12 protein-coding genes are annotated in these 12,316 nt (G+C 69.8%); 6 read left to right on the top strand and 6 right to left on the bottom strand.

The genetic code is table 11. The features are described 5' to 3' along the window. Positions 1-75 precede the first annotated feature (75 nt). The 3 genes from K344_RS24830 to K344_RS0111885 are packed head-to-tail and all read left to right on the top strand — an operon-like array spanning position 76 to position 2,263. The gene (locus K344_RS24830; protein WP_281169453.1) at positions 76-207 is read left to right on the top strand and encodes a hypothetical protein; all 132 of its coding nucleotides are present in this window, start codon (positions 76-78) and stop codon (positions 205-207) included. Beyond that, positions 204-2,060 carry a ferrous iron transporter B gene (gene feoB, locus K344_RS0111890; RefSeq protein ID WP_028080855.1) on the top strand — a complete coding sequence of 619 codons (1,857 nt, stop codon included), beginning with the start codon at positions 204-206 and terminating at the stop codon, positions 2,058-2,060. The genes K344_RS24830 and feoB overlap by 4 nt, the downstream gene beginning before the upstream one ends. Beyond that, complete coding sequence (locus tag K344_RS0111885) at positions 2,057-2,263, top strand: hypothetical protein (RefSeq protein ID WP_028080854.1); 207 nt, start codon at positions 2,057-2,059, stop codon at positions 2,261-2,263. Before feoB ends, K344_RS0111885 begins: the two co-directional genes overlap by 4 nt. 12 nt (positions 2,264-2,275) lie before the next feature. Here K344_RS0111885 and K344_RS21440 read toward each other — a convergent pair whose 3' ends face one another. After that, positions 2,276-3,667, bottom strand: coding sequence for a M20/M25/M40 family metallo-hydrolase (locus K344_RS21440; RefSeq protein ID WP_051362172.1), 1,392 nt, complete (start codon positions 3,665-3,667; stop codon positions 2,276-2,278). Between the two features lie 194 nt (positions 3,668-3,861). Here K344_RS21440 and mfd point away from each other — a divergent pair, with 194 nt between their 5' ends. The 3 genes from mfd to K344_RS0111865 all read left to right on the top strand — a co-directional run bounded on the left by mfd (position 3,862) and on the right by K344_RS0111865 (position 8,537). Continuing rightward, positions 3,862-7,302 carry a transcription-repair coupling factor gene (gene mfd / locus K344_RS0111875; protein ID WP_043114412.1) on the top strand — a complete coding sequence of 1,147 codons (3,441 nt, stop codon included), beginning with the start codon at positions 3,862-3,864 and terminating at the stop codon, positions 7,300-7,302. An 81-nt stretch (positions 7,303-7,383) separates the two neighbouring features. Beyond that, positions 7,384-7,962, top strand: coding sequence for a CsiV family protein (locus tag K344_RS0111870; protein ID WP_028080852.1), 579 nt, complete (start codon positions 7,384-7,386; stop codon positions 7,960-7,962). Then, positions 7,959-8,537: a hypothetical protein gene (locus tag K344_RS0111865; protein WP_028080851.1), complete on the top strand. Its 579-nt coding sequence runs from the start codon at positions 7,959-7,961 to the stop codon at positions 8,535-8,537. Before K344_RS0111870 ends, K344_RS0111865 begins: the two co-directional genes overlap by 4 nt. Positions 8,538-8,649: 112 nt before the next feature. Here K344_RS0111865 and K344_RS0111860 read toward each other — a convergent pair whose 3' ends face one another. Genes K344_RS0111860 through K344_RS0111840 form a run of 5 tightly spaced genes read right to left on the bottom strand, consistent with a single transcriptional unit; the run spans position 8,650 to position 11,983 of the window. Beyond that, entirely contained in the window at positions 8,650-9,432 is a 783-nt protein-coding gene (locus K344_RS0111860; protein ID WP_051362171.1) for an S-methyl-5'-thioinosine phosphorylase, read from the bottom strand. A 26-nt stretch (positions 9,433-9,458) separates the two neighbouring features. Next, entirely contained in the window at positions 9,459-10,016 is a 558-nt protein-coding gene (locus tag K344_RS0111855) for a hypoxanthine-guanine phosphoribosyltransferase (RefSeq protein WP_028080849.1), read from the bottom strand. After that, positions 10,013-11,020 carry a beta-N-acetylhexosaminidase gene (nagZ, locus tag K344_RS21435; RefSeq protein ID WP_245586200.1) on the bottom strand — a complete coding sequence of 336 codons (1,008 nt, stop codon included), beginning with the start codon at positions 11,018-11,020 and terminating at the stop codon, positions 10,013-10,015. The genes K344_RS0111855 and nagZ overlap by 4 nt, the downstream gene beginning before the upstream one ends. Beyond that, positions 11,004-11,486, bottom strand: coding sequence for a L,D-transpeptidase family protein (locus K344_RS0111845; RefSeq protein ID WP_084197351.1), 483 nt, complete (start codon positions 11,484-11,486; stop codon positions 11,004-11,006). The genes nagZ and K344_RS0111845 overlap by 17 nt, the downstream gene beginning before the upstream one ends. A 2-nt stretch (positions 11,487-11,488) precedes the next feature. Further along, the gene (locus K344_RS0111840) at positions 11,489-11,983 is read right to left on the bottom strand and encodes a CYTH domain-containing protein (protein ID WP_028080847.1); all 495 of its coding nucleotides are present in this window, start codon (positions 11,981-11,983) and stop codon (positions 11,489-11,491) included. Positions 11,984-12,316: the final 333 nt, after the last annotated feature.

Below are 12,316 nucleotides of genomic sequence, written 5' to 3'. Positions count from 1 at the left end.
GGCGGCCATCCACACGGGGCGCCTCGCCCTGCGCCGCGCCCAGGCGGCGCGCCTGCGGGTTGCGCAGGAAGCCGCATGAACGCGCTTGCGGCACTGCTCTTCGGATGGCGTCGCTGCTCGCGCGGATCGGCGGCCATCCACACGGGGCGCTTCGCCCTGCGCCGCGCCGAGGCGGCGCGCGTTCCGTTTGCGCCGGAGGCCGCATGAACGCGCCGGCTGCGCCGATCAACGCGGCTTTGCGCATCGCCCTCGTCGGCAATCCGAACTGCGGCAAGACCGCGCTGTTCAATCAGCTCACCGGCAGCCGCCAGAAGGTCGCGAACTACGCCGGCGCCACCGTCGAGCGCAAGGAAGGCCGCCTGCTGGCGCCGTCCGGCCGCGCCCTGCAGCTGCTCGACCTGCCCGGCGCCTACAGCTTCGACGCGACCAGCCCGGACGAGGCGATCACGCGCGACATCTGCCACGGCCGCTATCCGGGCGAAGCGGTTCCGGATCTGATCGTCTGCGTCGCCGACGCCACCAATCTGCGCCTGCACCTGCGCTTCGTGCTCGAGGTGCAGCGCCTCGGCATCCCGATGGTGCTGGCGCTGAACATGATGGATGCCGCCAGGAAACGCGGCATCGCCATCGACGTCGATGGCCTGCAGCGCCGTCTCGGCCTGCCGGTGATCGGCACGGTCGCCGTGCATCGCGGCGGCACCGACGCGCTGGTCGCCGCGCTCGATCGCCAGGCGCTGCCGCCGCCGCCGGTGGCACTGCCGGAGAGTGCCGATCTGCACGCCGCCGTGCGCGACATCCTGGCCGCGACGGTGACGATGCCGACCCGCACCGGCCGCATCGACGACGCGCTCGACCGCATCGCCCTGCATCCGCTCTTCGGCCTGGCGATCCTCGCCGTGCTGATGTTCCTCATCTTCCAGGCGGTGTTCTCCTGGGCGGCGCCGCTGCAGGACGGCATCGAGACCGGCGTCGCCGCGCTCGGCGCCTGGGTGAGCGGCGCGCTGCCCGACGGCGTGCTGCGCAGCCTGCTGCGCGACGGCGTGTTCGCCGGCCTCGGCAGCGTGCTGGTGTTCCTGCCGCAGATCCTGATCCTGTTCCTGTTCATCCTGGTGCTCGAGGAATCCGGCTATCTGCCGCGCGCCGCCTTCCTGCTCGACCGCCTGATGTTCAAGGCCGGCCTCACCGGGCGCGCCTTCATTCCGCTGCTGTCGAGCTTCGCCTGCGCGATCCCCGGCATCATGGCGACGCGCAGCATCCAGGACCCGCGCGATCGCCTGACGACCATCCTCGTCGCGCCGCTGATGACCTGCTCGGCGCGCCTGCCGGTGTACACGCTGCTGATCGCCGCCTTCATTCCGCAGCGCGCGGTCTGGGGCGTGTTCAATCTGCAGGGACTGGTGCTGTTCGGCCTGTATTTCGCTGGCGTCGGCTCGGCGCTGCTGGTCGCCTCGGTGATGAAGCGCCTGCGCCGCGACCAGAGCGAGCACGCGCTCCTGATGGAGCTGCCCTCGTACCGCCTGCCGAGTCCGCGCGACGTCTTCATCGGCCTCAAGGAACGCGCGGTGATCTTCCTCAAGCGCGTCGGCGGCATCATCCTCACGCTGATCGTGCTGCTCTGGGTGCTCGCCAGCTTCCCGGCGCCGCCGCCGGACGCCGCGCTGCCGGCGATCGACTACAGCCTCGCCGGCCGCATCGGCCACTTCATGCAGCCGCTGTTCGCGCCGATCGGCTTCAACTGGCAGATCTGCATCGCCCTGATTCCCGGCCTCGCCGCGCGCGAGGTCGCCGTCTCGGCGCTCGGCACGGTCTACGCGATGTCCGGCAGCGACGACACCGTCGCCACCCAGCTCGGCCCGGTGATCGCCCAGCAGTGGCCGATGGCCACGGCGCTGGCTCTGCTCGCCTGGTACGTGTTCGCGCCGCAATGCCTGTCGACGCTCGCCATCATCCGTCGCGAGACGAACTCGTGGAAGACCGTGGCGATCGCCGCCGGCTACCTGTTCGCGCTCGCCTACGCGGCGTCGTTCCTCACCTTCCGCATCGCGAGCGCGCTGTCGTGACGGCCTACCACGTCTTCGAGGTGCTCATCGTCGTCGGCGTGGTCGGCTACGCGCTGTGGAACTTCGCGAGCCGCTTCTTCCCGAAACTGCGCGGCACGTCGGCCGCCAAGAGCGCCGGCTGCGCCGACTGCAGCGGCGGCGGCTGCTGCGACACGCCGGCGGCCGCGAAGAAAACCGAGCATCCGCTGCGCTTCCACCGCTGAGCCGGCGCCGCCTCAGGGCGCCGGCGCGGGTTCCGGCGGCGGCAGCCGGCCGATCGGTTCCGCCCAGTTCGCCGCGATCCACGCCGCCGTCGCATAGACCGCGACGTTCTGGCGCAGGCCGGCGCGGTCGAGGTGGTCGACCGTATCCGTCGTCGCGTGATGCACGTCGAAATAGCGCGTCGCGTCCTGCAGCGGCGCCAGCACCGGCACGCCGGCATCGCGCAGCACGCCGATGTCCGAGCCGCCGCGATCGTCGCGCGGCCCGTCCTCGGTGCCATACGGCGCCAGCGCCGCGAGCAACGCGCGGCGGAAGTACTCGGCCTGCAGCGGCAGGCGCGTGCCGAGCCGCCACACCGGCCCGGAACCGAGATCGGCTTCCATCGCCAGCACGTGACGGCCGAGTTCGTCGGCATGCGTCTCCGCATACGCCTTGGCACCGGAACCGCCGAACTCCTCGTTGGCGTACAGCACGACGCGGATCGTGCGCTTCGGCTTCTTCGCGTACTTCATGATCGCGCGCGCCGCGCTGCTGACGATCGCCACGCCGGCGGCATCGTCGTCGGCGCCTGGCGTCACGTCCCAGGAATCGAGGTGCGCGCCGAGCAGCACGATGTCGCTGGTCTGGCCCGGCACTTCGGCGACGACCTGCGAGCTGTACACCGCGCCGAGCTCGTGCGTGTGCAGCTTGATGCGCACCGTCGCGGCGCCGGCGCGCAGGGCGGCCGCCAGACGGTCGGCGGCGAGGTTCGACAAGGCCAGCGCCGGAATCTTCGGCGCGTCGCCGTAGAGCGTGCCGCCAGTATGCGGCGCGTCGTCGTTCGCCGTGCTCAGCGTGCGGATCAGGATCGCTGCCGCGCCGCGCTTGCCGGCCTCGGCCGGGCCGAAGGCGCGCAGCGGATAGCCCTGGCCGTAGCCGGACGCGTCGCGCGTGCGCGGCATGCGCCAGTCGATGAAGACGACGCGGCCACGCACCTGCACGACGCTCAGCTGCCGGAGCTGCTCCAGCGACTCGACGCGAATGACGTCCGCCTCGACGCCGTACTCGTCGGTGCCGACGCTGCCGCCGAGCGCGACCGCCGTCAGCGGCAGGCTGTCGACCCCCGAGGTGACCAGTTCGACGCGGGTCTCGCCGCGCACCCAGCGCGGCAGGATGACCGGCTCGGCGCGCACGTTCTTGAGGCCCGCGGCGCTCAGCTTCTGCAGTGCCCACAGCACGGCGTGCTCGTAGCCGTCGGAGCCGGCGAAGCGCGGTCCGACCTCGTTGACCAGCGTCGTCGCCAGATACTCCGGATACGGATCCTGCGCGATCTTCTGCTGCAGCCTGTCGACCACCGCATCGGCGGCGGCGGCCGGCAACGACATACCCAGCATCGCGGCGAGCAGCGCCGCGCCCATGAACTTCATTGAAAAACTCCAGATCGGACCGATGCCATGTCGAAATCGCCGGCAAGAAACCGGCCATCATGCACCTGGCGCGGTGCACGACGAGGCACCGCCGCCGCATGAGATAATGACGAGGCTGCGCGTCGCTGCGCAGCGCCATTCACTATAGCCCTGCGCCGCACCGGCGTCGCGGGTGCGTTTGCTATTGGACGCCGATGACTTCCGCCACTGCCCTGCCACCTGCGGCCCATTCGGCGCTGCAGCCGCCCTTGCCCGACAGCGCTGCGGTGTCGTGGCGCGGCCTGCACGGCCCGGCGGCGGCGCTCGCCGTGGCGCGACTCGCGCAGCAGCACGAACGCCTGGTCGTCGCGCTGGCCGCCAACGAGCAGCATGCCTACCGGCTCGAGGAGGAGTTGCGCTTCTTCCTCGGCGAGCTGCCGCTCGTGCACCTGCCGGACAGCGAAGTCCTGCCCTACGACCAGTTCTCGCCGCACCAGGAAATCCTCTCGCAACGCATCCAGGCCCTGCATCGCCTGCCGCAGATGCGCCGCGGCGTGCTGCTGACCACCGCCGACCAGCTGATGCGCCGCCTGCCGCCGCGCGGCTGGCTCGCCGGCCGTGCCTTCGACATCCGGGTCGGCGACAAGCTCGATCCACAGGCCTTCCGCGCGCAGCTGGTCGCCGCCGGCTATCAGTCGGTTTCCGAGGTCCAGGCGCAGGGCGAGTTCGCGGTGCGCGGCGCGCTGCTCGATCTGTTCCCGATGGGCGCCGCCGAGGCCTACCGCATCGATCTGTTCGATGACGAGATCGAAACGATCCGCACCTTCGATCCGGAAACGCAGCGCAGCGAGGACAAGGTGCAGGCCATCCGCCTGCTGCCGGCGCGCGAGTTCCCGACCGACCGGGACGGCATCGAGACCTTCCGCCGCCGCTACCGCGAATACTTCCCCGGCGATCCCTCGCGTTCGCGCATCTACAGCGAAGTGAGCAAGGGCCTGATGCCCGGCGGCATCGAATCGTGGCTGCCGCTGTTCTTCGCCGAAGGCACCGCCCTGCTCACCGACTATCTGCCCGAAGACGCGGTGCTCGTCGCCGAGGGCGAACTCGAAGCGGCGCTGGCCGAGGACTGGCAGCAGATCGCCGAGCGCCATGCGCGCTACAGCGGCGATCTCGAACGCCCGCTAATGAAGCCGGACGATCTGTTCGCCGCGCCCGAGGCCGTCGCCGGCGAGCTGCGCCGCTACGCGCGCGCGACGATCGGCGGCACGCTGGAACCGTTCGCGGACTTCGCGATCGGCGCGCCGCGCCGCGGCGTGGACGCGATCCGCGCCCAGCTGTCGGCGCTGGAGGCCGACGAGCAGCTGCTGTTCGTCGCCGAATCGGCCGGCCGCCGCGAAGCCGCGCTCGGCTTTCTCAAGCCGCTCGGCATCCAGCCGCGCGAGCACAGGAGCTGGGACGACTTCATCGCCAACGGCAAGCGCTACGGCATCGTGCTCGGGCCTTTGCAGGAGGGCTTTCGTCTCGACGCCGATCGCATCACCGTCATCGCCGAAACGCAGATCTTCGGCCTGCATGCGCCGGCCGGCGAGACGCGGCGGCGCGCGCGCAACCGCATCCGCGATCCCGAAACCGTGCTGCGCGACCTGTCCGAGCTGTCGCTCGGCTCGCCGGTCGTGCACGTGCAGCACGGCGTCGGCCGCTACGTCGGCCTGCAGAAGCTCGATGCCGGCGGCATCGAGACCGAATATCTGGTCCTCGAATACGCCGGCGGCGACAAGCTCTACGTGCCGGTCACCTCGCTGAACCTGATCCACCGCTACGCCGGCACCGAGCCCGAGCACGCGCCGCTGCACGGCCTGGGCTCCGATCGCTGGCAGAAGGCGCAGGCCAAGGCGCGCGAGAAGGCGCACGATGTCGCCGCCGAGCTGCTGCAGATCCAGGCGCGCCGCGCATCCAAGCCCGGCCTGCAGCTCGAATTCGACGAAGCCGACTACGCGCGCTTCGTCGAGGGCTTCCCGTTCGCGCCGACGCCGGATCAGCAGAAGGCGATCGACGCCGTGCTCGCCGACATGCGCTCCGACAAGACCATGGACCGCGTGGTCTGCGGCGACGTCGGCTTCGGCAAGACCGAGGTCGCGCTGCGCGCCGCCTTCGTCGCCGCGCGCGGCGGACGCCAGGTCTGCCTGCTGGCGCCGACCACGCTGCTGGTCGAGCAGCACGCCAAGAACTTCGCCGACCGTTTCGCCGGCTTCCCGATCCGCGTCGCCTCGCTGTCGCGCCTGCGCTCGACCAAGGAACAGAACCAGACGCTCAAGGAGCTGGCGGAGGGCAAGGTCGATGTCGTCATCGGCACGCACCGCCTGCTGCAGGACGACATCAAGTTCAAGGACCTGGGCCTGGTCATCGTCGACGAGGAGCATCGCTTCGGCGTGCGCCACAAGGAGCGCCTGAAGAACCTGCGCGCCGAGGTCGATCTGCTGACGCTCACCGCCACGCCGATCCCGCGCACGCTGAACATGAGCCTCGCCGGCCTGCGCGATCTGTCGATCATCGCCACGCCGCCGCCGTCGCGCGTGGCGATCAAGACCTTCGTCTCCGAGTGGAGCAACGCGCTGGTCTACGAGGCCTGCCTGCGCGAGCTCAAGCGCGGCGGGCAGATCTATTTCCTGCACAACGAAGTCAAGGACATCGAGAACTTCGCGCGCAAGATCCAGGAGCTGGTGCCGGAGGGCAAGGTGCGTTTCGCGCACGGCCAGATGCGCGAACGCGAGCTCGAGCAGGTGATGCTCGATTTCTACCACCAGCGCTTCAACATCCTGGTCTGCACGACGATCATCGAGTCCGGCATCGACGTGCCGAGCGCCAACACCATCCTCATCGACCGCGCCGACGCGCTCGGCCTCGCCCAGCTGCACCAGCTGCGCGGCCGCGTCGGCCGCTCGCATCATCGCGGCTATGCCTATTTCCTGGTGCCGTCGCGACGCGCACTGAATCCGGACGCCGAAAAGCGCCTGCAGGCGATCGAGACGCTCGGCGACCTCGGCTCCGGTTTCGCGCTGGCCACGCACGATCTGGAAATCCGCGGCGCCGGCGAACTGCTCGGCGACGATCAGTCGGGCCAGATCGAGGAGATCGGCTTCACCATGTACGCGGAGCTGCTGGCGCGCGCGGTGAAGGCGATCCAGCGCGGCAAGCTCGACGACGCGCCGTTCGGCCAGGCCGAGTGCGAGATCGATCTCGGCGTCGCCAGCCTCATCCCGGACACCTACATCCCCGACGTGCACGCGCGCCTGACACTGTACAAGCGCATCGCCGAGGCCGCCGACGAGGCCACGCTGCACGAGCTGAAAGTCGAGATGATCGACCGCTTCGGCCTGCTGCCGGCGCCGGCCGAGCGCCTGTTCGACGCCGCCGCCCTGCGCATCGCCGCGCTGGCGCTCGGCGTCGCGCGGCTGCGCGCCGGAGCGCGCTCGATCAGCGTCGATTTCAGCGACCGGCCGAACATCGAGCCGATCCGCCTGATCAAGCTGATCCAGACCCAGCCCAAGGTCTACAAGCTCGAAGGCCAGAAGCGCCTGCACTGCTACGGCAATTTCGAGAGCGCCGAAGCGCGGATTCCGGCGGCGACGCTGCTGCTGGCGACCCTGTCCGCCTGAGCCGGCCCCGGCGCCCCGCCGGGCCGGCCTTGCTACACTTGGCTGATCGACACGGCGGCAGAGGCCGCCAGAACGCCCACGATGCCCGAATCTTCGCCCGTACACAGTCCGCGGTGGTCGCTGCTCGGCGCGCTGCTGCTGCTCGCACTCAGCCTGCCGGCCCAGGCCGAGACCTACCGCATGGACCTCATCGTCTTCCTCGATCGCTATGCGTCGGGCGAGGCCGGGCGACCGCCGCAACTGCCGAACCTCGCCGGCGCCGTACTGCCCGAGAACGCCGCGACGCTGCAGGCGGCCGGCGTGACGGTGCTGCCGGACAGCGCCTTCGGCCTGCAGGCCGAGTGGCAGAAGCTGCGCAATTCCAAGCGCTTCCAGCCGATCGCGCGCCTGGCCTGGACGCAGAAGGATCCGCCCGAGACGAAGGGCCCGGCGCTGCGCGTGCGCTGGGGCGAAGGCGATCCCGCGCCGGTCGACGGCCGCGTCATGCTGCTCATCGTCAACCGCTACCTGACGCTCGACGCCGAGCTCAGCTACAGCGCCGGCGGCAGCAGCTGGACGCTCGACACGCGCCGCCGCATGCGCCGCGACGAGCTGCATCATCTCGACAGCGCGAAGCTCGGCATCGTCGCGCGCGTCACCAAGGCGGACGATTCGACATGAGTGCGCGCCGCGGGTCGAGGCTGAGCGCGCTGGGCGCGGTGCTGGGTGTGGTCGCCAGCGCCGCCTGCCACCACCACACGCAGGACACGCGGCCGGACGCCGCGGCGGCGGTGGTCGCGGCCACGCTGCCGCCGGCGCCGCAGGCCTGCACGACCGCGCTGCCGGTCCAGGCGCCAGTGCTCAAGCTGCCGCGCACCGATGTGCCGAAGCTGGCATCGAAGGACAGCAAGGTCGACATCGCGCAGATCCATACCGTCAACCGGCCGCTGCAGGAGATCGGCGTGTGGAGCGAGGCCGGCGATGGCTGGTCGGTGCTGAGCCTGCAGTTCGGCTCGGAGCGCGCCCGCTCGCTGGCCGTGCGCCTGCACGGCGTCAAGCTGCCCAAGGGCGCGGCGCTGTGGCTGTGCTCGGTCGACGGCAAGCTGCGCGCCGGCCCGTTCGCGCCGAAGGACGATGGCGAGCTGTGGTCGGACGCCATCAGCGCGCCGCAGGCGCGCCTCGAGGTGTGGGCGCCGAGCGCGCAGCGCGATCAGGTCAGCGGCCTGCTCGCCGACATCTACGGCGGCTATCGCTGAACGGGCAGGTGCTAAAAAACGAAACCACAGATTGCACGGAAAAAAGAAAAACGATTTCTAATCTGTGAAATCTGCGTCATCTGTGGTTCGCTGTTTCTTCTCCCGCTCCGCCTTACAAGGTCGGCAGCGCCCGCGCCAGCACCGCGCGCACCTTGGCCATGCCGTTCTCGATCGATTGCGCGATCTCGGCGTGGATGTCGCCGATGCCCTGCACGCCCGCCGCCCAGTTCACCGACACGGCGAGGCAGGCGTAGTCGAGCCCCAGTTCGCGGGCCAGCGCCGCTTCCGGCATGCCGGTCATGCCGACCATGTCGCAGCCGTCCTTGGCGAGGCGACGAATCTCGGCGACCGATTCGAGGCGCGGCCCCTGCGTCACCGCCAGCACGCCCTCGCCGGCCAGCGGCGTCGCCGCGGCCTTGGCGGCGTCGATCAGGCGTTGGCGCAGGCGTGGCGCATACGGCTCGCTGAACTCGACGTGGTGCAGCTCGGAAGATGGGCTGCCGTCCGAGTAGGTGTGCTCGCGGCCGTAGGTGTAGTCGATGAGATCGGACGGCACCGCGATCTCGCCGGGCAGGAACCACGGCGCGATGCCGCCGACCGCGGCGATCGCGATCACCGATTTCACGCCGGCCTGATGCAGCGCCCAGAGATTCGCGCGGTAGTTGATGCCATGCGGCGGAATCTTGTGGCCCTCGCCGTGGCGCGCGAGAAAGATCGCGCGCACGCCGTAGACCGTGCCTTCGAGCAGCGCCGCGCTCGGCGCGCCGTAGGGCGTGTCGAGCGCGACGCGCCGCTCGATGGCGAGGCCCGGCCACTGGTTCATGCCGGTGCCGCCGATGACCGCGACGGCGTGATTCGTGATGCGTGATGCCTGATTCGTCGTATCGCCGTTCATGTCTCGCTTTGCCCTCAAATCACCAATCACAGACCTTTCACCGCGTAGATGGCCGGCAGCTGCCGCCAGTATTCCTTGTAGTCCATGCCGCAGCCGAACACATAGCGATCGGCGACGGTGAGACCGACGAACTCGGCGTGCGCGCGCGGCGCGCGGCGGTCATGCAGCTTCTGCGACAGCACCGCGACTTTCAGCGAGGCCGGGCGGAATTCGTCGAGCGCGTCGCGGATGGCGACCAGCGTGTGGCCTTCGTCGAGGATGTCGTCGATCACCAGCACGTGGCGGCCGTTGATGCGCTCCGGCTTCGGCTGCACCTTCCACACCAGGCCGCCGCCGCTGGTCGCGCCGCGATAGCGCGTCGCATGCAGATAGTCGATCTCGAACGGAAAGCGCAGCCGCTGCGTGATCTCGGCCGTGGCGTGCAGGCCGCCGTTCATGACGCAGAGCACGAGCGGATCGAGCTTCTCGTAGACGGCGAAAAGCGCCGCCGCCAGACGATCGTAGGCGGCGCGCACCGCCGCCGCGTCGTGCAGGCAGTCGGCTTCGGCGAGCACCTGCAGCGCATGTTCGGCCTGCGGGCTCATGCCGATGCTCCGGCGTGCCGGCCGTAGAGCGCCTTGAGACGCGACGAGGCGGCGCGATCGGGCCTCACGTCGCGTGCCAGCGCGTCGATCAACCGCAGCGCCGCCGGCCGGTCGTTGCAGACCGGCAGCATGTCGTTGCCGACCTCGAGCGCGAGCCGCGCGCGCGCTTCCATGTCGCCGACCACGGCGGCGCCGCCCATCGACAGGTCGTCGCAGAAGATCGCGCCCTTGAAACCGAGTTCCTCGCGCAGGATGTCCTGCACCCAGCGCTTCGACAGCGAAGCCGGCTGCGGGTCGACGTTGCTGTAGCGCACGTGCGCCATCATCAGCGATTCGATGCCGTCGTCGATCAGCGCCCTGAATGGCGCCAGCTCGGTGGCCCGGATGTCGTCCTCCTTGCGGCGGTCGACCGGCAGCTCGAGATGCGAATCCGCCGTCACCGCGCCGTGGCCGGGGAAATGCTTGCCGGTCGCGGCCAGGCCGCCGGCGTTGAGCCCGGCGCGAAAGGCACGCGCCAGCGCGACGATGACGTCGCTGCGATCGGAAAAGGCGCGGTCGCCGATGATCTGGCTGACGCCGTTGTCGATGTCGAGCACCGGCGCGAAGCAGAGGTCGATGCCGTAGGCGGACAGCTCGGCGGCGATGGTCGCGCCCTGCTGGCGCGCCTCGGCGAGCGCCTTGCCGGCGTCCTCGTCATGCAGCTGGCCGAGCGTGCGCATCGCCGGAATGCGTGTGAAGCCGACGCGGAAGCGCTGCACGCGCCCGCCTTCATGATCGACGGCGAGCAGCAGGCGCGGGCGCGGCAGCGCGAGCAGATCGTCGCAGAGCTTCTTCAGCTGCTCCGGGTCGCGGTAGTTGCGCGTGAACAGGATCACGCCGCCGACCAGCGGATGACAGAGAAGCTCGCGATCCTCGGCCGTCAGCTCGAGGCCGCCGACGTCGATCATCAAGGGCCCGAGCAGCTTGCTGCGCGAGCGGACTTGGGGGCTATTCGTGGAGGTCAACTTCGGTACCTGCAGGGACAAGATCGAACAGTTCGATGACGTCTTCATTGCGCATGCGCACGCAGCCATGCGAGGCCGGCGTGCCGAGACGATCCGTGTCCGGCGTGCCATGAAGGTATATGTAGCGGCGGAAGGTGTCGACGCAGCCGAGCCGGTTGCGCCCGCGCTCGACGCCGCTGAGCCAGAGGATGCGCGAGAGGATCCAGTCCCGGCCCGGATGGCGCGCATGCAGTTCCGGCGACCAGACCTCGCGCGTCCAGCGTCGGGCGCGCAGCACCGCACCCGCCGGCAGGCCCGCGCCGATCTTCGCACGCACGATGTGCCGGCCGCGCGGCGTACAGCCGGAGCCCTGGATCTCGCCGTTGCCGTTGGCGCCGCTCGACACCGCGTACTCGCGCAGGCAGCGCGCGCCGTCGAGCAGGCGCAGGCGCTGCGTCGTCAGGTCGATGTCGATCTTCAGCGCCATCGTCAGCCGCGTTCGCCGGCCGGCCAGCTCGCATACGGATGCAGGGCGAGATAGTGATTGTAGTAGCGCCGGTCGTCGGTCAGCTCGCGGCCCAGCCAGGCGGGGCGCTCGAATGGCGCGTCGCTCGCCGGCAGCTCGATCTCGGCGACGACCAGGCCGGCGTTGTCGCCGATGAACTCGTCGATCTCCCACACCGCGCCATCGTGCGCACCGCGCGCCGGCACGTAGTGCCGCGTCTTCTCGACGCGGCCGACGCAGAGCGTGGCGAGCATCTCGCGGCACTCGTCGGGCGGAATGTCGTATTCGTATTCGGCGCGCGCGCTGCCCATGACCGCGGCCTTGATGTTGAGCTTCGCGTCCTCGCCTTCCAGACGCACGCGCACGGACGTTTGCCCTTCGCGCGTGAGGTAGCCCTGGCGCATGTCGAGCGAATGCGTGACTTCTTTTCGCCAAGCGTCGCCGGTGACGAGGAATTTGCGTTCGATTTCGAGGGGCATCAGCGCGATTCTCCAGGCGCGATGGCAACGGCGTCAGCGAAGCTTTGGTTTCGCCTACGGCGAGGTACTTTTCTTTGCTTGTGCAAAGAAAAGTACCCAAAAGAAAGCACACCCTGGCTTTCGCGCCCCTGCTGCGCAGGGGTTCCCTGCGATGCTCGCCGAGCCGGCCGTCGCTGAAACTCGCATCGCTGCGCGATGCTCAAACAGTCAGCGCCGGACAGCCCCGACTCGCCTGCGCTTCTCGGCGCTTCGCAAAGGGGGCCAAGGTCAAAAACCACGGCAACGGCACCCCTCACCCCAACCCTCTCCCCGCAAGCGGGGAGAGGGAGTCTG

It is taken from the genome of Solimonas soli DSM 21787 (assembly GCF_000474945.1).
In the GTDB taxonomy this organism is placed as follows: domain Bacteria; phylum Pseudomonadota; class Gammaproteobacteria; order Nevskiales; family Nevskiaceae; genus Solimonas; species Solimonas soli.
Note: the sequence above shows the minus strand (reverse complement) of the source record. Positions and strands in the feature narration are given on the sequence as shown.